Below are 24,849 nucleotides of genomic sequence, written 5' to 3'. Positions count from 1 at the left end.
CACCAATAAAAGGGGGACAGGTCTTGCGACCTGTCCCCCTTTTATTTGCCTGAGGCTTTCTCCCTGGGGTCCAGGACAGGGAGAAAGCAGGGAAGCCCGGTGTTACTCGGGCTTCTTGGCAACCAGTGTCAGGATGTCATAGCTCGCAACCAGCTCGTCGTTCTGGTTGGTCACCTGGACGTCCCATACCACCACACCCTGGGGGTGGCCGTCGGGGGATGTCCGACCCTGATCGATCTTGCGCTTGCAGGTCAGCCTCGCCCGGATGGTATCTCCCGGCGCAACCGGCTCAATGAACCGCAGTGTATCCAGGCCGTAGTTCGCCAGGACCGGGCCTTCGCCCGGGGAAACGAACAGGCCGGCCGCGGCCGACAGTACGAAGTAACCGTGGGCGATGCGTTTGCCGAACTGGGATTCCCGGGCGGCAAGTTCATCGAAATGCATGTAGAAATGGTCACCGGAGAGGCAGCCGAAGTTCACGATGTCTGCTTCGGTCACCGTACGACGATGGGTAAGCAGAGACTCGTTGATCTGCAAGTCCTCGAAATGGCGACGGAACGGGTGTACTTCGGTTTCGATAACGTCTGCGCCACGCACATACTCACGGGTAACCGCTGCGAGCATGGTCGGGGAGCCCTGGATCGCGGTGCGCTGCAGGTAATGGTGTACCGCACGGATACCGCCCAGTTCCTCACCGCCGCCGGCACGACCGGGGCCACCATGCTTGAGCATCGGCAGGGGGGAGCCGTGGCCAGTGGACTCTTTCGCCGCTTCGGCATCCAGCAGGTGCAGACGGCCGTGGAACGCAGCCAGTAGAGGCGCAACCTTGCCGGCAATGGCGGGATCGCGGGTGGTGAGCGTAGTAACCAGTGAGCCGCGACCCTTGGAGCACAGCTCAACGGCATCTTCGATGGTGTCGTAGGGAATCACTGTAGCCACGGGGCCGAAGGCTTCAATGTCGTGAGCACCACAGCCGTTTTCCGGGTTACGGCACAGCAGCAGGTGCGGCTCGATGAAAGCGCCCTTCTCGGTGCCCTCGCCGGTGGCCTTGAAGCTTCCGTCACCACCGATAACCAGCTCGCTGGTCTTGAGCAGTTCCTGGATATTGGCTTTGACATCTTCCAGCTGGTCGATGGAGGCCAGCGCGCCCATGCGGACGCCTTCGACAGAGGGATCACCCACGGTGATCTTGGAGAGCTGCTCTTTCAGCTTGTCGCAGACCGCGTTTACCTGGTCTTTCGGTACGAAGATACGACGAATGGCGGTACATTTCTGACCGGCCTTGGCAGTCATCTCGCGGCGGATTTCCTTTACGAAGACATCGAACTCTTCGTGCTCGGGGGTCACGTCCGGGGCGAGGATTGCACTATTCAGGGAATCCGCCTCGGCGTTGAACGGAATCGAACGGTTGATGATGTTCGGGTGGTTACGAAGCTTGCGCGCGGTGGCGGCGGAGCCGGTGAAGGTCACCACGTCCTGCTCTTCCAGGTGGTCAAACAGGTCGCCGGTGCTGCCGATGATCAACTGCAGGCTTCCTTCCGGAAGTGCGCCGGATTCGTGCATCAGGCGCACGGCCAGTTCGGTCACGTAGGAGGTAGAGGTAGCCGGCTTCACGATGGATGGCATGCCCGCCAGGAAGGTGGGCGCGAACTTCTCCAGCATGCCCCACACCGGGAAGTTGTAGGCGTCAATGTGAACCGCCACGCCACCACGGGGAACCAGAATGTGGGTACCGGCAAAGTGGTTGTTCTTGCCCAGCGGAGTTACTGGCCCCTCGTGAACCACGTTGCCTGACGGCAGTTCGCGCCGACCCATGCTGGCGTAGGAGAACAGGGTGCCGAAACCGCCATCAATATCGATACCGTTATCACCCTTGGTGGAACCGGTATGCATCGACAAGGCGTAGAGTTCTTTCTTGTGCTCCTGGAGGTACAGGGCCATGGCCTTCAGGGCCAGGGCGCGCTCCTGGAAATCCATCGCCATCAGGTTTTTACCGCCAACTTTGCGGCCATACTCAACGGCGTTTTTGAAATCGAGGGTGTCGTCGTGGGTGTGAGCGACGATCTCGCCATTCACCGCGCTGGGCAAAGCCTTGGCAGGCTTTTCACCGACCCACTGGCCGGCAATGAAACTTTTCAGGACTGACATGGGAAACTCCATTCGTTTCTGAAACGCGAAGGCAAGCTCCGCTGCTGCGGAACTTGCCTTGCTCGTGTCTTGTTTTGAGGGCGGAAACTACATCTCGTCGTAGTCCAGAACCACCTTGTCGCTGATCGGGTAGCACTGGCAGGAAAGCACGTAACCGGCTTCAACCTCGTAGTCTTCCAGAGCAAAGTTCTGGTCCATCTCCACCTCGCCTTCCACGACCTTGGCGCGGCATGTGGAGCAGACGCCGGCCTTGCACGAGTACGGCAGATCCGCGCCTTCTTCGTTTCCGGCATCAAGAATACTCTTGGTATCGCGCACCAGCGGGAACGTCAGTGAGCGGCCATCGGCAATTACAGTCACTTCGCTGATTGACTGGGGATCGACGTGGGCCGGATCCCGGTCTTTCCGGGACTGTGGTACACCGCCGGCGGGGGTGAACAGTTCAAAGTGGATCTTGCTCTTTTCCATGCCGTGCTTGAGCAGTGAGTCACGCACGGTTTCGGTCATCATCTGCGGGCCACAGATAAACGCTGCGGTCAGTTCCTTGGCGTCAATCCAGTGGTCGAACAGCTTGTCGCATTTCTCGTGATCAATGCGGCCGTTGTAAAGGTCAATGTCCTGCTCTTCACGGGTGAAGATGTACACCAGGTTCAGGCGGGACATGTACTCGTTCTTCAGGTCCTGGAGTTCGTCACGGAACATGGTGCTGCTGGTGGCCTTGTTGCCGTAGAACAGGGTGACCTCGCTCTTGGGCTCGGTCTCCAGGGTGGTCTTCACGATCGACAGGATCGGGGTAATGCCACTTCCAGCAGCAACGGCCAGGTAATTACCTTCGCGTTCCGGGTCCAGATCGATGGAGAAGTGGCCCTGGGGAGGCATGACTTCGAGAGTCTGGCCGGGCTTGAGCTGCTCGTTGGCGAAGGTGGAGAAGCGACCGCCGGGAACCTGTTTGACCGCAATGCGCAGTTCCTGGTCGTTGACGCTACGGCAGATCGAGTAGGAGCGGCGCACTTCCTCGCCATCCAGCTTGGTGCGCACAATCAGGTGCTGGCCCTGCTGGTAATGAAATTTGTCTGCCAGATCTTCCGGCACGTCAAAAGCTAGTGATACGGCGTTTCTTGTTTCAGGTCTGACCTCTTTGAGGGTCAGTGAGTAAAATTTGTTCATGATCGTATCGGCTCTAGATGCATTTGAAATAGTCGAAGGGCTCGAGGCATTCCTTGCAACGGTAAAGGGCTTTACAGGCGGTGGATCCGAACTCGCTGACCCGTTCGGTGTCCTTGCTGCCGCAGTGTGGGCAGGCAATCACCTCCGGTTCCCCGAGCAGGCTCATCTTGCTGGAACTGCCCTCGGGTGGTGCGATGCCAAAGGCCCGAAGCTTCTCTTTGCCTTCGTCTGTGATCCAGTCGGTGGTCCAGGCAGGGGTCAGCACCTGATTGATTTTCGGATCCCGGAAGCCCGCAGCGCGCAGGGCTTCAGCGATCAGTTCTTCAATCAGTTCAGTGGCCGGGCACCCGGAATAGGTCGGGGTCACGTCGATGGACAGCTCTTTGCCGTCCCAGTGAACCGCCCGGACAATGCCGAGCTCCACGACACTGACTGCCGGCACTTCGGGGTCTTTGACCTCCTCAAGAAGTGCCCAGATGTCGTCTTCTGTCAGCAGATCGGGGCGGGCGTTGGCCGGCACCCGATCACTGGCAATCAGAATGTCGACAGCTGACCGGCTGTCTGAATCACCATGTTGTGGCATCGGGATAGGCCCTCTGCAGGAACTGCATTTCTGCCAGGATGAAGCCAAGGTGCTCGGTGTGCTCGCCGTGCTTGCCGCCCATGTACATCCAGGCGTCTTCTGCGCCCGGTGTCAGGGTTGCCTGGGTAAGCACCTCATTGACCATACCGCGCCAGTCTTTGGCCAGTTGGTCAGGATCCGGGCCAATGCCCGCCTCGGCCATCAAACGATCAGTGTCATCCGGAGTGATCAGCTCACCGGTGAAACGCCAGAGGATATCAACGGCATCCTGCATGCGGCGGTGGCTTTCTTCGGTGCCATCGCCCAGACGCTTCACCCACTCCGAGGAGCGACGCAGGTGATAGGTCACCTCTTTGAGCGACTTGGCAGCGATGCCGGCAATGCGCTCATCACTCGACTCGGTCAGGCTCTTGAGCGTGAAGTAGTGGTACACGTCGAAGAAGAACTGACGGCCCATGGTGACAGCGTAATCCTCGTTGGGCTGCTCGGTGAGCAGCAGGTTACGGTAGTCGTGGGCATCGCGACGGAAGCACAGCTTGTCGGCATCGCGGCCATCATTGATCAGCTCAGCGGCGTACTCGTACCAGTTGCGGGCCTGGCCGACGAGGTCGAGGGCAACGTTCATCAGAGCCATCTCTTCCTCAAGTGCCGGGGCCTTCCCGCAAAGTTCGCACAGGCGCTGGCCCAGGATCATGTCGGAGTCTGCCAGGCGCAGCAGGTATTCCTGTAATGCTTCTGCTTGTGTCATGGGTACCGCTCCTTACATGTGTCCGACTTCATCGGGCAGCTTGTAGAAGGAAGCGTGCCGGTAAACCTTGTCTTCCGACGGATCGAAAAGTACTTCCTTCTCGTCGGACGCGGACGCCGTGATGGTGTCGGAGGGCACAACCCAGATGCTCACGCCTTCGTTGCGGCGTGTGTACAGGTCACGGGCGTTCTCCATGGCCATCTCGGCGTCAGCAGCGTGAACGCTGCCAACGTGTTTGTGGTTCAGACCGTGCTTGGATCTCACGAAAACTTCGTAAAGGCGCCATTCAGCCATGTTCTATTCCTCCGGTATCAAGCGGCTTGCGCGCGCTGTTTTTGTTTTTCGGCGTAGGCGACGGCCGCTTCGCGGACCCATGCGCCGCCATCAATCGCGTTCTTGCGAGTCTTGATGCGCTCGCGGTTGCAGGGACCATTGCCCTTGAGAACGTCGTAGAATTCCTGCCAGTTGATTTCACCGAAATCGTAGTGGCCGGTTTCTTCGTTCCACTTCAGATCTGGATCCGGTGCGGTGCAACCAAGGAACTCGAGCTGTGGTACGGTCTGGTCGATGAACATCTGACGCAGTTCGTCGTTGCTCTTGCGCTTGATCTTCCAGGCCATGGACTGCTGCGAGTTCGGGGATTCGTCATCGTGTGGTCCGAACATCATCAGGGCCGGCCACCACAGACGGTTGATGGCGTCCTGAACCATGGCTTTCTGCTCTTCGGTGCCTTCGCGCATCATGTCCAGCAGGATCTGGTAACCCTGGCGCTGGTGGAAGCTCTCTTCCTTACAGATACGGATCATGGCGCGGGAGTACGGGCCATAGGACGTACGCTGCAGAACCACCTGGTTAACGATGGCAGCGCCATCCACCAGCCAGCCAACGGCACCCATATCCGCCCAGTTCAGGGTCGGGTAGTTAAAGATGCTGGAGTACTTGGCTTTGCCCTGATGCAGCTTCTCGATCTCTTCGTCACGGTCAGCACCCAGGGTTTCCATGGCGCTGTACAGGTACAGGCCGTGGCCCGCTTCGTCCTGGATCTTGGCCATCAGCTGGAGCTTGCGCTTGAGGGTCGGCGCACGGGTTACCCAGTTGCCTTCCGGCAGCATGCCAACCACTTCCGAGTGGGCGTGCTGGGAAATCTGGCGAATGAGGGTCTTCCGGTAGCCTTCCGGCATCCAGTTCTTCGGTTCGATTTTGGTTTCGGCGTCGACCTTTTCCTGAAACTCGCGCTCTTCAGGCGACATCTCTTCTTTGGTCTTCAGGCGCTTGGCGCCGGTTTCAACGAGCTGGGCGTACATAAACAAATACCTCCGGATCGGGCTTGTTGTTCTGTTGTCCGTGAACAAGAGAGACCTCAGTGACGGCTGAGGGTCAATGTGTCCATATTATATGATACTGAATAAATATCAAGAACTGCCTTTGTGTGTCATGTTATATCTAAAAGCTTCCTTAAAGAATCCTATAATGCTGATTTGCATAATAAAAAATATGATACGTGTGAAAATGCTATTGAGATCAGCGAACGGAAAGTGAAATTAAATCGGCGATTATGTGCAGGAGAAGGCAGGAAAGGGCGAGAGAGCCAGCCGCAATGGCTGCGGTCTGGCTCTCTGTCTGGCTGGGGACTTACTTGTTCCGGCGGTCGAAGACCCGCTTGGCCTTGCCTTCTGAGCGGGCCAGACGATTGGTTTCCACCACTTCAACACGGGTGCTGATGCCGATGTAGGACTTGATGTGGTGTGACAGTTCCTTGGCGGCCGCGGCACGACTTTCGGGGGTGTCGGTTTCGCCGGGTTTCAGCTCTGCACGGATGTCCACGCAGTCCAGGTTGCCATCCTTATAAACTTCGATCTCGTAGTGCGGTGCCAGCGCATCGCACTTCAGAACCTGCTCTTCGATCTGGCTCGGGAACACGTTGACGCCACGAATAATCAGCATGTCGTCGCTGCGACCGGTGATCTTGTCGATCCGGCGCATCGGACGTGCAGTGCCTGGCAGCAGGCGGGTGAGATCCCTGGTGCGATAGCGCAGAATCGGCAGTGCCACCTTGGTCAGGGATGTAAAGACCAGTTCACCGTATTCACCGTCAGGAAGCACTTCGCCGGTTTCCGGGTTGATGATTTCCGGATAGAAGTGGTCCTCCCAGATGGTCGGGCCGTCTTTCGTTTCAATGCATTCCATGCCCACGCCCGGGCCCATGACTTCCGACAGGCCGTAGATATCCAGTGCCTCGATGCCAAGGCGCTCTTCGATCTCGGAACGCATGGCGTTGGTCCAGGGCTCCGCGCCGAAGATGCCCAGGCGCAGCGGTAGCTTGTGGGGATCGATGCCCTGCCGTTCCATCTCGTCGGCGATGTTCAGCATGTAGGACGGTGTGACCATGATAATGTCCGGTTCGAAATCCTTGATCAGCTGGACCTGCTTCTCGGTCTGTCCGCCAGACATCGGAATAACGGTGCAGCCCAGACGCTCCGCGCCATAGTGGGCACCAAGGCCACCGGTGAACAGGCCATAGCCATAAGCCACATGTACTTTGTCGCCCCGGGAGCCGCCACCGGCCCGGATGGAGCGCGCCACAATGTCGGCCCAGGTGTTGATGTCACTCTGGGTGTAACCAACCACCGTAGGTTTTCCAGTGGTACCGCTGGAGGCGTGAACCCGAACCACATCCGACATGGGGGTGGCAAACATACCAAACGGGTAGTTGTCGCGCAGATCTGCCTTGGTGGTAAATGGCACCTTGGCCAGGTCTTCCAGCGAGTTGATGTCCATGGGTTTCAAGCCAAGGTCATCAAACGCTTTACGGTAAAAGGGCACGTTGGTGTAGGCATGGACAACGCTCCAGCGCAGCCGCTGCAGCTGTTCATGGCGCAGCTCATCAATGCTGGCGGTTTCCATGCGGTCAAGTTTGCCAAGTTTTTGGAGTGGTAAGGTCATGGTTCTGTCCTGCGTTGTTCTTGTCTGCCAAGGGTCTTTGTTCTGTTCTCCGCGGTGGCCTCAGGCCACCGCATCCGTGCGCTCAATGATCAGGGCGATACCCTGACCAACGCCGATGCACATGGTGCAGAGGGCATAGCGTGCTCTCTGGCCTGCAGCGTGCCGGCGTTCCAGTTCGTTCAGGGCGGTGGTTACCAGCCGGGCTCCGCTCATGCCGAGGGGGTGGCCCAGGGCAATGGCGCCACCGTTCGGGTTCACGTGCTCGGCATCATCCGGCAGGCCGAGGTCCCGGGTAACGGCCAGGGCCTGGGCGGCAAACGCCTCGTTCAGCTCGATCACATCCATATCGGCCAGTTCCAGGCCGGCTGTGGCCAGAACCTTGCGGGTGGCGGGTGCCGGGCCAAAGCCCATGATCCGGGGCTCCACGCCGGCCGTTGACATGGCAACGATTCGTGCGCGCGGTTTGAGGTTGTATTGCTTGAGAGCATCGGCTCCGGCCAGCAGCAGTGCGCAGGCGCCGTCGTTCACGCCGGACGCGTTACCGGCGGTGACTGTGCCGTTTTCACGGAACGGGGTCGGCAGCGAGGCCAGCTTTTCAAGGCTGGTTTCCCGGGGGTGCTCATCAGTATCCACCACCAGTGGGTCCTGCTTGCGACGGGGAATCGTGACCGGTGTGATCTCCGCAGCGAATCGGCCTTCCTTTTGGGCGGCCGCTGTGCGCTGCTGGCTGCGCAGAGCAAAGGCGTCCTGGTCTTCCCGGGAAATGCCGAAATCGGCCGCCACGTTCTCGGCGGTTTCGGGCATGGAATCGATGCCGTATTGCTTTTTCAGGACCGGGTTTACAAAACGCCAGCCGATGGTGGTGTCAAAAATCTCCGCCTTGCGGCTGAACGCGGACTCGGCCTTGCCCATAACGAAGGGGGCCCGAGACATGGATTCAACGCCGCCGGCAATCATCAGCTGGGTTTCGCCAGTACGGATGGCTCTGGCGGCGCTGCCCACTGCATCCATGCCGGAACCGCAGAGGCGGTTGATGGTGCTGCCCGGCACGTCTACCGGCAGGCCTGCCAGCAGCAGGGACATGCGGGCAACGTCGCGGTTGTCTTCGCCGGCCTGGTTGGCACAGCCGTAGAGAACGTCGTCAACTTTCGACCAGTCCAGGTCGGGATGACGCTCGGTCAGCGCCTTGATGGGGATGGCGCCCAGGTCGTCTGCGCGCACTGCGGAGAGAGCGCCGCCATAACGACCGATGGGGGTGCGGATGGCATCGACGATGTAAGCGTCTTTCAGGGTGTTGTCGGTGCTCATGCAGTTTCCTCCGAGTTGCGAACGGTGCCACGAACCTCGTAGGAGCGGCCCCGGAACAGGGCAACCTTGCGGCCGTCCTGGTTAGTGAGTGTGATGTCGTAAACGCCGGTGCGGCCGCCGCGGGCCTGTTCTTCGGCGGTGGCGGTCAGCTGGTCGCCCTCTTTGGCGCCGTACATGTAATCAATGCTGCAACCGGAAGCCACGGTGGCCCGGTCGTAACTGTTACAGGCAAAGGCAAATGCTGAATCAGCCAGGGTAAACAGATAGCCGCCGTGGCAGGAGCCGTGGCCCTGGATCATGTCACCGGTCACGGTCATGGTGAGAACCGCTTTGCCGGGGCCGATAGATTCAATGTTCATGCCCAGCTTCTGGCTGGCGCGGTCCCGCGCGAACATGGCTTTCGCGCATTCTTCGGCGAGTACTTGCGGGTCCATCTCGCTCATGAATAAAACCCCTTTTGTGCAAATGCGTTCTTACGGAGCAGCAGGGCAGGGCGATAGCGGTCCTCTGCGTAGCTGTTCTGGATGTTGTTGAGCACCTTGAACACGTGCCCGGCGCCGAGGCGGTCACTCCAGCTCAGGGGGCCTTCGGGATAGTTCAGGCCCGCTTTCATGGCCAGGTCGATATCGGCGACCGTTGCGACACCGTGCAGGGCGGCATCGGCGGCTTCGTTGGCCAGCATGGCCACGGTACGCATGATCACCAGACCGGGACGATCAGCTATCAGGCTGACGTCGATACCCGCTTTCTGCAGTAAAGCACAGGCACAGGAAACCGCTGCCTCGGACGTCTGGTCGGCGGGCGCCAGGGCAAGCCTGGTTGCTTTGCTGTAATCAAAAGCCAGGTCGAACAGCACCAGATTGGCGATACCATCGGTGGCCGCGCGCTCGGTTGCCATTCTGCCGTCGGTGAGCGCCAGTACGGCATCGCCGAATCGAATCTGGCCCGGGCCGTCGCGCTCGATGATGGTCAGGCCGGCAGCCTTCAGTCGCTCAAGCAGCGGTGCAGCGACACCGGGATTGCCTTCGGCGATGACTACGGATTCATCGGATTGATGTGCCGGCTCGGTCTTTGGCTGCGGCTTTTCCGCATTCTCGCCATAGGGATAGAAACCATGGCCGCTCTTTCGTCCCAGGCGACCGGCTTCCACCAGTTCTTTCTGGATCAGTGAAGGCAGAAAGCGCGGGTCCTGGTAATAGGAATTGAACACAGAGTTGGTAACCGCGTAATTGACGTCGTGTCCGATCAGGTCGGTCAGCTCAAACGCACCCATGCGGAACTGGCCCGCTTCGCGGATGATGGCATCCAGCGTGGCGGCATCGGTGGCCTGCTCCTGAAGCAGGCGAAGGCTCTCTGCGTAAAACGGACGGGCTACGCGGTTGACGATAAAGCCGGGAGTGGACGTCGCATAAACCGGCTTCTTGCCCCATGCAGTTGCCGTGGCATGGATGGTGTCGGCAACGGCTTTGCTGGTGGCCAGACCCATCACGACCTCAACCAATGCCATAAGTGGCGCCGGATTAAAGAAGTGCATGCCCACCAGGCGCTCGGGTTTGTTCATTTCAGCGCCGAGGGCGGTCACTGAAATGGAGGAGGTGTTGGTGGCCAGGATCGCATCGCCGGTACACAGATCTTCAAGATTGGCCAGCAACTGGCGTTTGATCTGAAGGTCTTCGATGATGGCCTCGATCACCAGTCCGGCATCGGCTACTTGATCCAGCTTCGCGACTGGTTGAATACGGCCGATCACATCATCCAGCTCCTGCTGCTGCATCTTGCCCTTGTCGACGCGGCGCTGGAGCTGTTTGGCGATACTGTCACGTCCGGCTTCGGCTGCGCCCTCTCTCTGATCGTGCAGGTAAACCTGATGGCCAGCCTGTGCGGCCACCTGGGCAATGCCAGAGCCCATGGCTCCGGCGCCGACGACGGCAACTTTGGTTTGGGTGTCCAGTGCCGGCATGGCTTATTTCCCCTTGAAGTTCGGAGTGCGTTTTTCCATGAAGGCGGCAACGCCTTCACGGTAGTCTTCGGTCTGTCCAGCCATGCGCTGCAGATCGCGCTCCAGGTTGATCTGCTCTTCGAACGTGTTGCTGGCGCTGGCATGCAGTGCCCGCTTTATAAGTGCGAGGCCCTTGGTCGGTTGGGTCGCAAAATGACGGGCCAGTTTCATGGTTTCGTCCATGAGCTGCTCGTTGTCGACACAGCGCCAGATCATGCCCCAGTTTTCGGCCTGTTCTGCACTGATCTTGTCGCCCAGAAGCGCCATGCCTTTGGCACGGGCCATGCCCGCCACGCGGGGCAGCGTCCAGGTGCCGCCGGAATCAGGTACCAGCCCCAGTTTGCAGAAGGCCTGAACGAAATTGGCTGAGCGGGCGGCGAGGGTGATGTCGCAGGCCAGGGCAATGTTGGCACCTGCGCCAGCCGCCACACCGTTAACGGCACACAGAACGGGCATTGGCAGATCCCGCAGGCTGCGCATCAGCGGGTTGTAGTAGTTCTCAAGGGAAGCGCCAAGGTCCGGCATTTCCTGATCCGGAGAGACGCTGCGGTCGGAGAGATCCTGACCCGCGCAAAAGCCCCGGCCGGAGCCGGTGATGACCAGTACCCGAACAGACTCATCCTTGCGCACGGTGCTGATGGCATCGCGCATGCGTTCGTGCATTTCGACATTGAAACTGTTCAGGTTGTCCGGACGGTTCAGGGTAAGCAGAGCCACGCCCTGATCGATTTCAAGAAGAATGCTCGGCTGAGTCATGGCGGTGTTGTCCTGTTGTTTGTTGTAGGGGGATAGCGTGAAAGGTGTCCTTGATCGGCACGGTGCTATCGATCGTGGAAAATGAGTATATCTTAGAATTGATACTCGTCAAGGATTGTGCTGGCCATGTTTTGTATCACTTTAGTCCAGTGTGGCAGCCTGGGATTTCTATGTTGCTGAAAAGTCGGTGAAAATTCTCGCGATCTTTTGTGTTGGCCGGAGATTATGGTTGGATCGTGCCCCGGAAACAGCTTGCAGGCTATGAAAAAACTCCAGGAAAAGGATAATGTGATACAGAAAATGAATCACAATGACTTTTCGGGTCCCACGTTTTGCTCCGATGTATCCCGGAACGCTGCAGGGCCCTGCCAACCAGGAGATCGCTATGCCCAGCTACAGTATAGAAGGCGTTGTTCCCGTCGTTCACCCGTCTGCCTATGTGCATCCCACAGCCGTTCTGATTGGCGATGTGTGGATTGGCCCGGATTGTTACGTGGGCCCGGCGGCATCACTGCGCGCGGATTTCGGTCGGATCGTTCTGAAGCAGGGATCCAATGTCCAGGATACCTGCGTGATGCATGCCTTCCCGGGCATGGACACGGTGGTCGAGAAGAATGGCCATGTCGGGCACGGGGCGATTCTCCACGGCTGCATTGTCGGCGAGGATGCCATGGTGGGAATGAATGCGGTGGTAATGGACGAGGCCCATATTGCGCCGCGCTCTATCGTAGGCGCCTGCGCTTTCGTAAAGGCAAAGTTTACCTGCGAGCCAGGCTCACTGATCGTTGGCTCTCCAGCCAAAGTGATGCGGATGCTCAGCGACAAGGAAATTGCCTGGAAGAAGAAGGGCACCGAAGAATACCAGCGACTGACGCTTCGTTCCCTCGCCAGTCTGCAGGAAGTCCAGCCACTGGAGGAAGCCGAGCCCGATAGGGCCCGTGTGGACGCCAGCGGGTACAAACCCAAATACGAGCAGTCTGAGTGACTGCCAGCGCCGGCGTCTGAGGAATCCTCTACAGGCCGGCGTCTTTCACGTTCTCCATTACCACAAAGGTACTGGTCTGCAGCACATGGGGCAGGGCAGAAATTTCCTCCCCCAGAACCTGCCGGTACTCCTGCATGTTGCGGGTCCTGACTTTCAACAGGTAGTCGAAGTTGCCGGCAATCATGTGGCATTGCTCGACCGCCGAGACGTTTTGAACGGCCTTGTTGAACGCGGTAAGAGCACCGCTGCTGGTGTCGTTCAGGGTTACCTGGGCAAAGGCGATGTGGCTGAGGCCGAGTTTGGTCTGATTCACCAGGGCTGTGTAACCGGTGATGTATCCGTGTTCTTCAAGCCGGCGCATCCGCACCTGGCACGGCGTTTTGGAGAGACCCACCCGAGAGGCAAGCTCGGTTACCGTAATTCGGGAGTTCTTCTGCAGCTCTCGAATAATGGATTGGTCTATTCGATCCAAATCGGCCATGTTGTCTGTCCCAGGTTGAATTAACGGCTAAATCATGTGGCAAATATAATCGAAACTCCTCTATTCCGAAACTATATGGTCCAAGTGACTTTCTGGGCTTGCGTATACTGGTAGTTCCATCAGTCCAGTAAGAACGTTGACCAAGTCCGGAGAGTTTCGATGACCGATTCCCGCGCATTACAAAAACAAACCCTGCTGGAACAGCTTGCCGATGTCCTCCAGAATCAGGCCGCCGACAACGACGACTCCCTCGAACTCCGGGAGCTTGTGGCCAGAATGGTCGAAGAGTCCCGATCCTGGGACGATGACTTGCATGTTGAACTGGTTCGGAGTTTCGGCGACTCGATTGGCGGGCGCTATGCCCAGGTTTTCAGCGGCGGTTTCCCTTCGGCTTACCGGGCAAGATTTCCGGTATCGGAAGCACTCGCTGATATCGAGCAGATCCAGTCCATCGCCGTGAGCACCGATGTCCCCATGCGCTTCTACCAGCCGCGGGACCCGGCCGAAACCGGATTCCACTTCAAACTCTACAGCGAAGGCCAGCCCGTTGTTCTTTCAGACGTGATCCCTATTCTGGAAAACTTGGGAATGCGTGTTCTGGGTGAGCACCCCTATCGGGTCCGTCGACGGGATGGCGAAACCTTTGGTGTCAGTGATTTTACCGTCGAGCTCCATGATCGGTGCCGTGCCGCCGATCTCGACACCGCCAGGCCATTGATCCAGTCGGCATTCCGGGAGATATGGAACGGCTTTGCTGAAAACGATGATTTCAACCAGTTGATCATGCTGTGCGGTCTCAGCTGGCGTGAAGTCGCGTTGATCAGGGCTTATGCTCGCTATATCAAGCAGATTCGATTCGGTTTCAGTCAGCCCTTTATTGCAGAGACACTGGCCCGCAATCCGGAGATCACCTCGCGGCTTGTTGCATTCTTCTTCAGCCGTTTCGAGCCGGATATAAAAGGACGCAAGGGGAAGGTGGAGCGAATCGAAACTGAGCTTCGCGACGCCCTCGAGGCGGTGGCAAGCCTGGACGACGACCGAATTCTACGTCGCTTTTTTACCCTGATCCGGGCAACGCTCCGGACCAACTATTTTCAGGCCCGGGAGGACGGTGGGTTTCCGTCCTACCTGTCACTCAAGCTGGATCCGTCCTCCATCCCGGATATCCCGCGCCCCACCCCGAAATTCGAGATTTTTGTCTATTCGCCCCGTATTGAAGGCGTGCACCTGCGCTCCGGGCCGGTGGCAAGAGGCGGGCTCCGGTGGTCTGATCGCATAGAGGATTACCGCACGGAGATCCTTGGTCTGGTGAAAGCCCAGCAGGTGAAGAACTCGGTGATTGTGCCCGCCGGTGCCAAAGGTGGCTTTGTGGTGAAGCAGCCGCCACGGGACGGCTCACGGGAGGCTCTGCGGGAGGAAGGCGTTGCCTGCTATCAGACTTTCATCAGGGGGCTGCTCGACATCACGGACAACCTCGACAACGGCCAGGTGGTGCCGCCGAAAAATGTGGTTCGATACGACGGCGATGATACCTATCTGGTGGTCGCCGCCGACAAAGGTACGGCCACCTTTTCCGATATAGCTAACACATTGGCAGCCGAGTACCGCTTCTGGCTGGGCGATGCCTTCGCCTCCGGCGGCAGTGAGGGCTATGACCACAAGAAAATGGGTATTACCGCCCGGGGCGCCTGGGAGTCGGTGAAACGGCATTTCCTGGAAAAAGGCACGGACACCCAGGCGGATGAGTTCACCGTGGTCGGGATCGGTGACATGGGTGGCGACGTGTTTGGCAATGGCATGCTGCTATCGGACCGGATTCGCCTGGTCGGTGCGTTCAACCACCAGCACATATTTATTGATCCGAATCCGGATGCCGCGGCATCGTTTCGTGAGCGACAGCGGCTTTTCGGCCTGCCAGGGTCCTCCTGGGCCGATTATGACACCGGGTTGATCAGTGACGGCGGTGGTGTTTTTTCGCGCTCCATGAAATCCATTCCGGTGTCTGCGCAAATGCGCAAGGTACTGGGGATCAAGGCCCGGACGCTGTCGCCAGCGGACCTGATCAGCGCTCTTCTGAAAGCGCCCGTGGACATGCTCTGGAATGGTGGCATTGGCACCTACGTGAAATCGCCCTCGGAGTCCCATGAGGATGTGGGTGACAAGACCAATGATGCTTTGCGCATCGACAGTACCGAACTGCGCTGCAAAGCCCTCGGGGAGGGCGGCAACCTGGGTGTTACCCAGAAGGCCAGGATTGACTTTGCCCGCCGCGGTGGCTCGGTCAACAGCGATTTTATCGATAATGCCGGTGGTGTTGACTGCTCGGACCACGAGGTAAATATCAAGATCCTGCTCAACGATCTGGTGCATCGGCAGTTGATGTCGCTTCCAGAGCGGAACCGGATGCTCAGGTCGATGACGCCGGAAGTGGCCGAGCTTGTTCTGCGTAACAATTACCGGCAGGCCATGGCGCTCAGCCTGGCGCAGAATCCGGCGGTTGCCACCGCTGACCAGTATGATCGCCTGATGCGCAGGCTTGAAGCCGAGGGCAAGCTGGACCGTGATCTTGAGTTTCTGCCCTCTGACGAGGAACTTCAGGCCCGCCGCGATCAGGGTGGTGGCCTGACCCGGCCGGAGCTGGCGGTGCTGGTTTCCTACGCGAAGATTGAATTGAAGCAGGCGCTGGTCGCGTCGCCTATCGTGCAAGACAAGCGTTTTAATTCGGCGCTGCATTCCGCCTTCCCCGCCTCCCTGCTGGCCGCCTTCCCGGAAGCGGTCGAGTCTCATCCTCTGCGGGCCGAGATCTCGGCCACGCAGATTGCCAACGATATGGTGAACCGGATGGGCATTACCTGGTTCGACCGTATTCGCAGTGCCACGGGGGCAGATGCCGGCCGGATCGCCGCGGCCTACCTGATCTCCCTGCGAATCCATGACGTAGACGCCCATTGGGAGGCCATGGAATCACTGGATGGAAATGTCAGTGCAGCCGTTCAGGCAGATCTTTTCGCCGACGCGGTTCGCCTGGTCACCCGCAGTACCAGCTGGCTGTTGCAGAACCGTCGGCAGGCGTTGGACCCGGTGTCCTGCATTGATCATTACCGTGCGCCGATGGCTGACGTTTTGGCTTCCAGAAGCCGTCTTGAATCGGTGATCCCTGCAAGTCGGTGGTTTGACCGCTATGCTGAATACTGTGAGCGGAAGGTTCCCGAGGACCTGGCGGCGTGGTGCGCTTCCGCAGAAAGCCGCTACTGGTTGATGGATATGATCGAGATTGCCCGTCAGCTGGGGGAGGATCTGGAGTCAGTGGCCTGGGTCTACTTCACGCTCGGCGAGAGTCTGAATCTGACCTGGCTTGACCGGCAGATGCGGGCCTTCCGGGCGAATGGCCACTGGCAGGTTCTGGCAACCATCCATTTCCGGGATGAGCTGGACCACCAGCTGCGGAACCTGACGTTCAGCGTGTTCTCCGAGCCTGTCGAAGGCGAAGGAACGCCGGAACAACGCCTCGAGGCCTGGCGCAGGGACAAGCAGATGTTACTTGGCCGGTGGGAGCGGATGCTGAACGACATGCAGGCCGCTAATGACGTGGATTGCGCCGTTTTCTCGGTGGCGCATGGTGTCCTCAGAGAGCTGGCGATGAAAGCAGCTTAGGGAGCCAAGAGAGGCAAAATGCCCTAATTTTGAGGTTTTGGAAGAAAATTATTAAATTTTTATTATCTAAAAAAGCCGTAATGGGGTGCTTGTCCGAATTTTATAGAGAAATTGTCTTTGTTGATCTCGGTAGAATGCGGGAGAGACAAACAACTAAGAGGGTACAACTATGAGACCGCAGCAATCACAGACGCCCGAGCTTGTCGATAGCCGGCAGGCGATTCGTGATTATTATCTCGCTGACGAGCACAAGGTTATCCACGAGATGATTGCCGGTGCCCAGTTGTCCCAGGCCGAGCGCGATGCTATTTCCGCCCGTGCCGCTGAACTGGTACGCAGCGTTCGCAAGAATGCCAAGTCCACCATCATGGAAAAGTTTCTGGCAGAGTACGGCCTGACCACCAAGGAAGGCGTTGCCCTGATGTGTCTGGCCGAGGCGCTGCTGCGCGTGCCTGACAACACCACCATCCACGAACTGATCGAAGACAAGATCACCTCCGGTGCCTGGGGCACCCACGTGGGCAAGGCGTCCTCTGGGCTGATCAACACCGCCACCGTTGCCTTGTTGATGACCAGCAACCTCTTGAAAGATTCCGAGCGCAACACCGTTGGTGAAACCCTGCGCAAACTGCTAAAGCGCTTCGGTGAGCCCGTCATCCGTACTGTGGCCAATCAGGCGATGAAGGAAATGGGCCGCCAGTTCGTTCTGGGTCGCGATATCGATGAAGCTCAGGATGAGGCGAAGGAATACATGGAGAAGGGTTACACCTACTCCTACGACATGCTGGGTGAAGCCGCCCGCACCGATGATGACGCCAAGCGTTACTACGACGCCTATTCCACGGCCATTGACAGCATTGCCAAGGCAAGCAAGGGCGATGTCCGCAAGAACCCGGGCATTTCGGTCAAGCTCTCCGCTCTGCTGGCCCGTTACGAGTACGGCAACAAAGAGCGGGTTATGAACGAGTTGCTGCCCCGGGCCCGTGAACTGGTCAAGAAGGCGGCGGCCGCGAACATGGGCTTTAACATCGACGCCGAGGAGCAGGAGCGGCTGGATCTGTCCCTGGACGTGATCGAGGAGCTGGTAGCCGATCCCGAGCTTGCCGGCTGGGATGGCTTTGGCGTGGTTGTCCAGGCTTACGGCAAACGTTCCTCGTTCGTGCTCGACTGGCTGTATGGCCTGGCGGAAAAGTACGACCGGAAGTTCATGGTGCGTCTGGTGAAAGGGGCGTACTGGGATGCCGAGATCAAGCGTGCCCAGGTGATGGGGCTGAACGGGTTCCCTGTGTTTACCCGCAAGGCCTGCAGCGACGTGTCGTTCCTGTCCTGTGCCACCAAACTGCTGAATATGACGAACCGCATCTACCCGCAGTTCGCGACCCACAACGCCCATTCGGTATCGGCCATTCTGGAAATGGCCAAGACCAAGGGAGTCGACAACTACGAGTTCCAGCGCCTCCACGGTATGGGTGAGTCCCTGCACAACGAGGTTCTGAGGGTCAGTGGTGTGCCCTGTCGGATTTACGCGCCGGTTGGTCCCCACAAGGATCTGCTGGCGTACCTGGTGCGCCGTCTGCTGGAAAATGGTGCCAACAGTTCCTTCGTCAACCAGATTGTCGACAAGCGCATCACTCCGGAAGAGATTGCCAAGGATCCGATCGTCAGTGTTGAGGAAATGGGCAACAACATTTCCAGCAAGGCGATCGTGCATCCGTTCAAGTTGTTTGGTGATCAGCGTCGCAACTCCAAGGGCTGGGACATCACCGATCCGGTTACGGTCAACGAGATCGAGAAGGGCCGTGGTGCCTACAAGGACTATCGCTGGAAGGGCGGACCGGTAATTGCCGGTGAAGTAGCCGGCACCGAGGTGCAGGTGGTGCGCAACCCGGCCGATCCGGACGATCTGGTGGGCCACGTCACCCAGGCTTCCGATGCCGATGTGGATACCGCGATTACCTCAGCGGCGGCTGCGTTCGAGAGCTGGTCCGCCAAATCGGCTGAAGAGCGTGCGGCCTGCGTCCGTAAGGTGGGCGACCTTTATGAAGAGAATTACGCCGAGCTGTTCGCCCTCACTACCCGTGAAGCGGGCAAATCCCTGCTGGATGCGGTTGCTGAGATCCGAGAGGCGGTCGATTTCTCCCAGTACTACGCCAACGAAGCTATTCGCTATAAAGACAGTGGCGACGCCCGCGGCGTGATGTGTTGTATCTCGCCCTGGAACTTCCCGCTGGCGATCTTCACCGGGCAGATCCTGGCCAACCTCGCGGCGGGTAACACCGTGGTGGCGAAGCCGGCTGAGCAGACTTCCTTGCTGGCCATTCGCGCTGTGGAGCTGATGCATCAGGCGGGTATTCCGAAGGATGCTATTCAGCTGGTGCCGGGTACTGGCGCAACCGTGGGTGCGGCCCTGACCTCCGATTCGCGGGTGAGCGGCGTGTGCTTCACCGGTTCTACGGCTACCGCCCAGCGCATCAACAAGGTGATGACCGAGAACATGGCACCGGACGCGCCGCTGGTGGCAGAGACCGGTGGCCTGAACGCGATGATCGTGGATTCCACCGCATTACCTGAGCAGGTTGTCCGTGACGTGCTGGCGTCTTCGTTCCAGAGTGCCGGTCAGCGGTGTTCGGCCCTGCGCATGCTCTACGTGCAGAAAGACATTGCCGATGGTCTTCTGGAAATGCTCTACGGTGCCATGGAAGAGCTTGGCATCGGCGACCCCTGGTTGCTGTCCACGGACGTGGGCCCGGTGATCGACGAGAACGCCCGCAAGAAGATCGTCGACCATTGCGAGAAGTTCGAGCGCAACGGCAAGCTGTTGAAAAAGATGAAGGTACCCGAGAAAGGGCTGTTTGTTTCGCCGGCGGTTCTCAGCGTAAGCGGGATTGAAGAGCTGGAAGAGGAAATCTTCGGCCCGGTACTGCATGTGGCCACGTTCGATGCGAAGAACATCGACAAGGTGGTGGACGATATCAACGCCAAGGGCTACGGCCTGACGTTTGGCATCCACAGCCGTGTTGATCGCCGCGTAGAGCGTATTACCAGCCGGATCAGGGTGGGCAACACCTACGTAAACCGCAACCAGATCGGTGCCATCGTAGGCTCCCAGCCATTCGGTGGTGAGGGTCTTTCAGGTACGGGTCCCAAGGCCGGTGGACCGCAGTACGTCCGTCGTTTCCTGAAAGGCGAAACGGTCGAGCGCGAGGCGGATTCCAGCGCGAAGAAGGTGGACGCCAAGCAGTTGCAGAAGTTGATTGGCCAGTTGGACAAACTGAAGGCGTCCAGGCCTGAGGCCCGCATGGACGCTATCCGGCCCATCTTCGGCAATGTTCCAGAGCCGCTGGACGCTCATGTTGAGGCCTTGCCCGGGCCAACGGGTGAGACCAACCGCCTGTCCAACCATGCGCGTGGTGTCGTGCTGTGTCTGGGACCGGACAAGGAAACCGCGCTGGAACAAGCCGGCACCGCGTTGTCACAGGGCAACAAGGTGGTGGTGATCGCACCGGGCACTCAGGATCTGGTCGACCAGGCGAACAAGGCCGGGTTGCCGATTGTGGGCGCCGAGGGGCTGTTGGAGCCGGACGCATTGGCATCCGTCGATGGCTTCGAGGCGGTGGTCAGCTGCGGCGATCAGCCCCTGCTGAAAGCCTATCGCGAGGCACTGGCCAAGCGCGATGGCGCCTTGCTGCCGCTGATCACAGAGCACACCCTGGATCAGCGTTTCGTGATCGAACGTCACCTGTGTGTCGACACAACCGCAGCGGGCGGTAACGCCAGCCTGATTGCCGCCTCCGAATAAGCGGCGACAATCGGTGCCAAACGCGCCCGGCGTCAGGTAGTGCTGACGCCGGGCGCGCCTGTTTTGAGCCGCTGGTTAAACAGCATTCGGCGGCCTTCGGCCTCGGCAACGTCCGAGAGATAAAAGCTGACCGATGATCCCGGGCCCCTCTGGGACAGATGCCCCGCATCCAGTGCGCTCAGGCAGCCGATTTTCGGATAGCCGCCGATGGTTTGCCGATCTTTCATCAGAACAATTGGCTGGCCATCTTTCGGCACTTGGATGGCGCCATAGGCAATTCCCTCCGACACAATCCCGTCCAGATCCGAATGGATGGCATCGCCTTTCAGACGATAGCCCATGCGGTCGATGTTCTGGCTGATTTCGTAGTCACACGAGAAAAACTTCATCCGTTGAACGGCGGGAAAGCTCTGATATTGATAGCCGGGAATCAGACCCAGGCGCAGGTGCTGGTGATAATCGGGAATTTCCGGCTCGGGAAGAAACGCCTCAACAAAGGGGGCATTCTGGTCGAACTCCAGCTTATCGCCCTTGGCCAGCTTCGCGCCTTTGCCATCGAGACCGCCCAGGCCCTCCCGGGCCACGGTGGCGCAACTGCCCAGTTTTATCGCGGGCCTGAACCCACCACTGACCGCCAGGTAGGCCCGCAGACCGCTAACCGGCGCGCTAAAATCCAACCGGTCGCCTTTGCTGATGTGATGGGTGCGCCAGGGCGCGATGGCCCGATCATTGATCCTGGCGCCCAGGTCGCCGCCGGTAATGGCAATGCAGGCATCATGGTTTGCCTTCAGGCTGAACCGGCCAAAAGTGATTTCGATCTGGGGGGCATTGAGATCGTTGTTCAGCAGGCGGTTTGCCCAGGAAAACGCGTACTCGTCCATGGGGCCACCGGTGGTCACGCCCATATGCTGGTAGCCGTACCGGCCGGCGTCCTGGACGAGGGCCAGCATTCCGGGTTCGAGGACGTCAAAGCTCATCGACCTTCCCTCCCAGCTCGAGAAATTCGTCCCGGTTGATGGCGCGAAAGCGCACCTGATCGCCGACCTGTACCAGCGCCAGGGAGTCGCTGTCCCAATCAACCATTTTCTGCGGTGTGCGGCCAATAATCTGCCAGCCACCGGGCGTGCAGCTCGGGTAGATTGCGGTTTGAGTGCCCGCGATGCCAACGCTGCCGGTAGGGACTTTCAACCGGGGCGTGGATTTCCGGGGAATGGCAATCCGTTCGTCGGTGCTTCCCAGATAGGCAAAGCCCGGAGCGAAGCCGATGGCGTAAACCTGGTAGAGCTGTTCACTGTGAATGCGAACGACTTCGTCTCGTGACAGGCCGGCATGCTCGCAGACATCCTCCAGATCCAGACCCACTTCCGGATCATAGTAGACGGGAAGCTCGACAATACGGGCAGCACCCTCCCCGGTGGAGCCATGGTCGTCGGAGTCGATCGCTGAGCGCACCCTGCGGGCAATGGCAAACCGGTCGGCCTGCTCCAGATCCCAGGTCAGCAGGATCGACGTGTAAGATGGCACCAGGTCGACGATAAGGTCGGACATATCGCGCCGGAGCCGATCGGTGGCCTGTTTCACCAGGCCGGCAGACTCCGCACCAATCTGGTCGCCAAAATACACCATGCAGGTGTTTTCGTTGACCGACTCGATCCTCATAGCGCTTCCACAACCTGTCGCATGTGCCGTGCAGCGTCGACGGCATGGTAGCTGTCGCCGTGAATGCAGATGGTATCCGCTTTGATCGGAATGCGTTTGCCCGAAATCGAGGTGACCGTTCCGTCCTGGATAATCTGGGTAACCTGCGCCTCGATGGCTTCCGTGGTTTCGTGAACGGCACCGCGCACTGACCGTTTTACCAGTCTTCCCTCGTCGCTGTAGGCGCGATCAGAGAAAGCCTCGAACCAGACCTCGATACCGTACTCGTCTGCCCGGTCCTTGACCTGCTGCCAGTCCGGCGTCGCCATGACCACCAGAGGGCATTGTGGGGCATAGGAACGAACCGCCGACATCACCACGGACAAGGTGGTGTTATCGACCATCATCCGGTTATACAGCGCGCCATGGGGTTTCACATAGGAGATGGAGGTGCCGTGCACCTGGCAGATCCCGTTCAGCGCCGCCATCTGGTAAACCAGGATGGCCTTGAGCTCGTCCGGCCGGCAATCCATGTCCCGGCGACCGAACCCGAGCAGATCCGGGTAGCCCGGGTGAGCGCCAATGGTCACATTCTGGGCCAGCGCCAGCTTGACCGTGTGGTCCATGGTCAGCGGGTCGGATGCATGAAACCCGCAGGCAATACTGGCCATGTCAATGTAGGGCATGACTTCGGCATCCATACCCTTGGTCCAGGTGCCAAAGCTCTCGCCCATATCGCAGTTGAGTTTCATTGTGTACCTCCAAAAAACGTTGTTGCCCGCGTCATCCCTGGCTCATGGTCTGGGGCAGGTAAGTGACAATCTCCGGGAACCAGCCGATCAAAAACAGCGCGGCCATGATCAGCAGGAAGAACGGCAGGGCTGCCCGGGCCACATAGAGAATGTCCTTTCCGGTCAGGGCCTGGATGACGAACAGGTTGAAGCCCACTGGCGGCGTGATCTGTGCCATCTCTACCACCAGTACAATAAAGATCCCGAACCAGAGCAAATCAATGCCGGCCTGCTGAACCATAGGCATAACAACCGCGACAGTCAGGACCACGACTGAGATCCCATCAAGGAAGCAGCCGAGGAGAACGAACAGCACAGTCAGCCCTATCAGAAGTTCAAACGGTGAAAGGGACATGCTGCCGATCCAGGAGGCCAGCTCCCGTGGAATGCCCAGGAAGCCCATGGCCAGGGTCAGGAAGTGTGCACCGACGAGAATCAGGCCGATCATGCAGGAGCTTTTCACCGCGCCCAGCAGGCTGTCGCGGAAACTCTGAACGCTCAGAGAGCCGGTTGCTGCCGCGATGATAAGGGCGCCAAAAACGCCCAGGGCGGCTGCCTCGGTCGGGGTGGCGAAGCCGGTATAGATGGAACCCAGCACGAAAATGATCAGGCCAACGATCGGAAGCAGCATCTTAAGCGCTTTGATCTTGACCGAGAACGCCAGGTTTTCTTTCTTGGTGGTCGGCAGTTGATCCTTGTTGAGCTTGGCCCAGATCATGGTGTAACCCATGAACATGGCAACCAGCATCAGGCCGGGCAGGGCGCCGGCGATAAACAGGCGGCCAATAGACACCTCTGCGGCCACGCCGTAAACGATCAGGATGATGGAGGGCGGAATCAACAGGCCAAGGGTACCGGAACCGGCCAGGGTGCCCACCGCCATCTTGTCACTGTAACCCTGTGCTTTCAGTTCCGGCAGGGTCATTCGTCCTATGGTTGCGGCAGTGGCCGCGGATGAACCGGAAACCGCCGCGAAGATGCCACAACTCAGAATGTTCACATGAAGAAGTTTGCCCGGAAGCCCGCCCATCCAGGGGGCCAGCCCCTTGAACAGATCCTCGGACAGTCGGGTACGGAACAGGACTTCGCCCATCCAGATAAACATGGGCAGAGCCGTCAGGGACCAACTGGTACTGGCGCCCCAGCTCGACGTTGCGAACAGCAGCCCGATCTGATCGTTGCCAGACAGCAACAGGCCCAGAACGCCGATGCCAACGAGTGTCAGGGACACCCAGACACCGACAGCGAGCATCAGAATCATCGAAACCGCCAGGACAATGGAGAGAAACGCAATATCCATTACACTTCCTCCAGATTGAGTTCGTCTTCATGCTGCTGGTAAGAGGGCGTTCGCTTGCGAAGGATACCCACCAGATCATCCAGGACGGCAATGTTGAGTGCCGTCATTCCGAGTGCCACCGGAACCTGCGGTATCCAGATGGGGATGGGGATATAGCCGTGGGAGACCTCTTCAAAAACGTAGGATTCCCAGACCATGTGCCAGCAGTAGAAGGTCATGTAGCAGGCGAGCCCGAAACCGAAAATCAGTACGATCAGCTCTTGAAAGAAGCGTGGCCGCCCGGACCATTTCTGGATCACCAGGGTTACCCGAATATGGCCGCCGTTATGAAAGGTGTAGGCCAGACCGAAAAAAGTGGATGCGGCGAGCGCCCAGCCGGACACGTCTTCCGCTGAGGGGATGATAAAACCGAACAGCCGACCGACGATCTGGGCCAGAATAATGACCATGATCAGAGCTATGCAGAAGCCAGCGGCGTAGCCGGATGCCAGATAAAATTTCTTTCGAAGAGAGTTCATAACGGATGCCTCCCGGAACAGCCTCCCGAGT

General features: G+C 58.8%; 20 protein-coding genes. 3 read left to right on the top strand and 17 right to left on the bottom strand.

Annotated elements, in window-relative coordinates; translation table 11 throughout:
- Positions 1-102: 102 nt before the first annotated feature.
- From paaZ to paaG, 11 genes are all read right to left on the bottom strand, one after another.
- Positions 103-2,148 (bottom strand): phenylacetic acid degradation bifunctional protein PaaZ, encoded by a 2,046-nt coding sequence (gene paaZ, locus NUW46_RS14830; protein WP_305965962.1) that lies wholly within the window; start codon positions 2,146-2,148, stop codon positions 103-105.
- 87 nt (positions 2,149-2,235) lie between these two features.
- Positions 2,236-3,315, bottom strand: a complete 1,080-nt coding sequence (gene paaE, locus NUW46_RS14825) for a 1,2-phenylacetyl-CoA epoxidase subunit PaaE (protein ID WP_153633831.1) — start codon at positions 3,313-3,315, stop codon at positions 2,236-2,238.
- 13 nt (positions 3,316-3,328) lie between these two features.
- On the bottom strand, positions 3,329-3,898 hold the full coding sequence (gene paaD, locus NUW46_RS14820; protein ID WP_069182870.1) for a 1,2-phenylacetyl-CoA epoxidase subunit PaaD: 570 nt from the start codon (positions 3,896-3,898) through the stop codon (positions 3,329-3,331).
- The gene (paaC, locus tag NUW46_RS14815) at positions 3,882-4,646 is read right to left on the bottom strand and encodes a 1,2-phenylacetyl-CoA epoxidase subunit PaaC (protein WP_136632167.1); all 765 of its coding nucleotides are present in this window, start codon (positions 4,644-4,646) and stop codon (positions 3,882-3,884) included. The genes paaD and paaC overlap by 17 nt, the downstream gene beginning before the upstream one ends.
- 12 nt (positions 4,647-4,658) lie before the next feature.
- Positions 4,659-4,940 carry a 1,2-phenylacetyl-CoA epoxidase subunit PaaB gene (gene paaB, locus NUW46_RS14810; protein ID WP_069182872.1) on the bottom strand — a complete coding sequence of 94 codons (282 nt, stop codon included), beginning with the start codon at positions 4,938-4,940 and terminating at the stop codon, positions 4,659-4,661.
- A 17-nt stretch (positions 4,941-4,957) separates the two neighbouring features.
- A complete protein-coding gene (gene paaA, locus NUW46_RS14805) occupies positions 4,958-5,950 on the bottom strand; it encodes a 1,2-phenylacetyl-CoA epoxidase subunit PaaA (RefSeq protein ID WP_069182873.1) in 993 nt (330 codons plus the stop codon).
- Between the two features lie 328 nt (positions 5,951-6,278).
- Positions 6,279-7,589 (bottom strand): phenylacetate--CoA ligase PaaK, encoded by a 1,311-nt coding sequence (paaK, locus tag NUW46_RS14800; protein ID WP_069182874.1) that lies wholly within the window; start codon positions 7,587-7,589, stop codon positions 6,279-6,281.
- A gap of 60 nt (positions 7,590-7,649) precedes the next feature.
- The gene (gene pcaF, locus NUW46_RS14795; protein ID WP_418140490.1) at positions 7,650-8,897 is read right to left on the bottom strand and encodes a 3-oxoadipyl-CoA thiolase; all 1,248 of its coding nucleotides are present in this window, start codon (positions 8,895-8,897) and stop codon (positions 7,650-7,652) included.
- Positions 8,894-9,340: a hydroxyphenylacetyl-CoA thioesterase PaaI gene (gene paaI / locus NUW46_RS14790; protein ID WP_222465100.1), complete on the bottom strand. Its 447-nt coding sequence runs from the start codon at positions 9,338-9,340 to the stop codon at positions 8,894-8,896. The genes pcaF and paaI overlap by 4 nt, the downstream gene beginning before the upstream one ends.
- The gene (gene paaH, locus NUW46_RS14785; RefSeq protein WP_418140489.1) at positions 9,337-10,857 is read right to left on the bottom strand and encodes a 3-hydroxyacyl-CoA dehydrogenase PaaH; all 1,521 of its coding nucleotides are present in this window, start codon (positions 10,855-10,857) and stop codon (positions 9,337-9,339) included. The genes paaI and paaH overlap by 4 nt, the downstream gene beginning before the upstream one ends.
- Positions 10,858-10,860: 3 nt before the next feature.
- Complete coding sequence (paaG, locus tag NUW46_RS14780; RefSeq protein ID WP_136632088.1) at positions 10,861-11,652, bottom strand: 2-(1,2-epoxy-1,2-dihydrophenyl)acetyl-CoA isomerase PaaG; 792 nt, start codon at positions 11,650-11,652, stop codon at positions 10,861-10,863.
- Positions 11,653-12,037: 385 nt separating this feature from the next.
- On the opposite strand from paaG, the gene paaY reads away from it, so the two are divergent.
- Positions 12,038-12,637, top strand: coding sequence for a phenylacetic acid degradation protein PaaY (gene paaY, locus NUW46_RS14775; protein WP_209400624.1), 600 nt, complete (start codon positions 12,038-12,040; stop codon positions 12,635-12,637).
- A gap of 28 nt (positions 12,638-12,665) precedes the next feature.
- Here paaY and NUW46_RS14770 read toward each other — a convergent pair whose 3' ends face one another.
- Positions 12,666-13,118: an Lrp/AsnC ligand binding domain-containing protein gene (locus NUW46_RS14770; RefSeq protein WP_069182879.1), complete on the bottom strand. Its 453-nt coding sequence runs from the start codon at positions 13,116-13,118 to the stop codon at positions 12,666-12,668.
- Between the two features lie 159 nt (positions 13,119-13,277).
- On the opposite strand from NUW46_RS14770, the gene NUW46_RS14765 reads away from it, so the two are divergent.
- Positions 13,278-16,772 (top strand): NAD-glutamate dehydrogenase, encoded by a 3,495-nt coding sequence (locus tag NUW46_RS14765; protein ID WP_418140488.1) that lies wholly within the window; start codon positions 13,278-13,280, stop codon positions 16,770-16,772.
- Between the two features lie 169 nt (positions 16,773-16,941).
- Positions 16,942-20,571, top strand: a complete 3,630-nt coding sequence (gene putA, locus NUW46_RS14760; RefSeq protein WP_418140487.1) for a bifunctional proline dehydrogenase/L-glutamate gamma-semialdehyde dehydrogenase PutA — start codon at positions 16,942-16,944, stop codon at positions 20,569-20,571.
- 32 nt (positions 20,572-20,603) lie between these two features.
- Here putA and NUW46_RS14755 read toward each other — a convergent pair whose 3' ends face one another.
- The 5 genes from NUW46_RS14755 to NUW46_RS14735 are packed head-to-tail and all read right to left on the bottom strand — an operon-like array spanning position 20,604 to position 24,818.
- Positions 20,604-21,548, bottom strand: coding sequence for a biotin-dependent carboxyltransferase family protein (locus NUW46_RS14755; protein WP_418140486.1), 945 nt, complete (start codon positions 21,546-21,548; stop codon positions 20,604-20,606).
- Entirely contained in the window at positions 21,538-22,230 is a 693-nt protein-coding gene (gene pxpB / locus NUW46_RS14750) for a 5-oxoprolinase subunit PxpB (protein ID WP_418140485.1), read from the bottom strand. Before pxpB ends, NUW46_RS14755 begins: the two co-directional genes overlap by 11 nt.
- On the bottom strand, positions 22,227-22,961 hold the full coding sequence (locus tag NUW46_RS14745; RefSeq protein WP_069182884.1) for a 5-oxoprolinase subunit PxpA: 735 nt from the start codon (positions 22,959-22,961) through the stop codon (positions 22,227-22,229). Before NUW46_RS14745 ends, pxpB begins: the two co-directional genes overlap by 4 nt.
- 31 nt (positions 22,962-22,992) lie before the next feature.
- On the bottom strand, positions 22,993-24,300 hold the full coding sequence (locus tag NUW46_RS14740; protein ID WP_153633824.1) for a TRAP transporter large permease: 1,308 nt from the start codon (positions 24,298-24,300) through the stop codon (positions 22,993-22,995).
- A complete protein-coding gene (locus NUW46_RS14735) occupies positions 24,300-24,818 on the bottom strand; it encodes a TRAP transporter small permease (protein WP_136631435.1) in 519 nt (172 codons plus the stop codon). Before NUW46_RS14735 ends, NUW46_RS14740 begins: the two co-directional genes overlap by 1 nt.
- Between the last annotated feature and the right edge of the window lie 31 nt (positions 24,819-24,849).

The sequence above is a fragment of the Marinobacter sp. MA genome (assembly GCF_048298425.1).
GTDB classification, from domain to species: Bacteria; Pseudomonadota; Gammaproteobacteria; order Pseudomonadales; family Oleiphilaceae; genus Marinobacter; species Marinobacter salsuginis.
Note: the sequence above shows the minus strand (reverse complement) of the source record. Positions and strands in the feature narration are given on the sequence as shown.

What these genes read in the sequence shown, in the direction of transcription:
- paaE (WP_153633831.1), bottom strand. Translation starts at nt 3,315, where the DNA reads ATGAACAAATTTTACTCACTGACCCTCAAAGAGGTCAGACCTGAAACA.
- paaG (WP_136632088.1), bottom strand. Translation starts at nt 11,652, where the DNA reads ATGACTCAGCCGAGCATTCTTCTTGAAATCGATCAGGGCGTGGCTCTG.
- paaH (WP_418140489.1), bottom strand. Translation starts at nt 10,857, where the DNA reads ATGCCGGCACTGGACACCCAAACCAAAGTTGCCGTCGTCGGCGCCGGA.
- putA (WP_418140487.1), top strand. Translation starts at nt 16,942, where the DNA reads ATGAGACCGCAGCAATCACAGACGCCCGAGCTTGTCGATAGCCGGCAG.
- pcaF (WP_418140490.1), bottom strand. Translation starts at nt 8,897, where the DNA reads ATGAGCACCGACAACACCCTGAAAGACGCTTACATCGTCGATGCCATC.
- paaK (WP_069182874.1), bottom strand. Translation starts at nt 7,589, where the DNA reads ATGACCTTACCACTCCAAAAACTTGGCAAACTTGACCGCATGGAAACC.
- NUW46_RS14735 (WP_136631435.1), bottom strand. Translation starts at nt 24,818, where the DNA reads ATGAACTCTCTTCGAAAGAAATTTTATCTGGCATCCGGCTACGCCGCT.
- NUW46_RS14740 (WP_153633824.1), bottom strand. Translation starts at nt 24,300, where the DNA reads ATGGATATTGCGTTTCTCTCCATTGTCCTGGCGGTTTCGATGATTCTG.
- paaA (WP_069182873.1), bottom strand. Translation starts at nt 5,950, where the DNA reads ATGTACGCCCAGCTCGTTGAAACCGGCGCCAAGCGCCTGAAGACCAAA.
- NUW46_RS14765 (WP_418140488.1), top strand. Translation starts at nt 13,278, where the DNA reads ATGACCGATTCCCGCGCATTACAAAAACAAACCCTGCTGGAACAGCTT.
- paaY (WP_209400624.1), top strand. Translation starts at nt 12,038, where the DNA reads ATGCCCAGCTACAGTATAGAAGGCGTTGTTCCCGTCGTTCACCCGTCT.
- paaZ (WP_305965962.1), bottom strand. Translation starts at nt 2,148, where the DNA reads ATGTCAGTCCTGAAAAGTTTCATTGCCGGCCAGTGGGTCGGTGAAAAG.
- paaC (WP_136632167.1), bottom strand. Translation starts at nt 4,646, where the DNA reads ATGACACAAGCAGAAGCATTACAGGAATACCTGCTGCGCCTGGCAGAC.
- NUW46_RS14770 (WP_069182879.1), bottom strand. Translation starts at nt 13,118, where the DNA reads ATGGCCGATTTGGATCGAATAGACCAATCCATTATTCGAGAGCTGCAG.
- pxpB (WP_418140485.1), bottom strand. Translation starts at nt 22,230, where the DNA reads ATGAGGATCGAGTCGGTCAACGAAAACACCTGCATGGTGTATTTTGGC.
- NUW46_RS14755 (WP_418140486.1), bottom strand. Translation starts at nt 21,548, where the DNA reads ATGAGCTTTGACGTCCTCGAACCCGGAATGCTGGCCCTCGTCCAGGAC.
- paaB (WP_069182872.1), bottom strand. Translation starts at nt 4,940, where the DNA reads ATGGCTGAATGGCGCCTTTACGAAGTTTTCGTGAGATCCAAGCACGGT.
- NUW46_RS14745 (WP_069182884.1), bottom strand. Translation starts at nt 22,961, where the DNA reads ATGAAACTCAACTGCGATATGGGCGAGAGCTTTGGCACCTGGACCAAG.
- paaI (WP_222465100.1), bottom strand. Translation starts at nt 9,340, where the DNA reads ATGAGCGAGATGGACCCGCAAGTACTCGCCGAAGAATGCGCGAAAGCC.
- paaD (WP_069182870.1), bottom strand. Translation starts at nt 3,898, where the DNA reads ATGCCACAACATGGTGATTCAGACAGCCGGTCAGCTGTCGACATTCTG.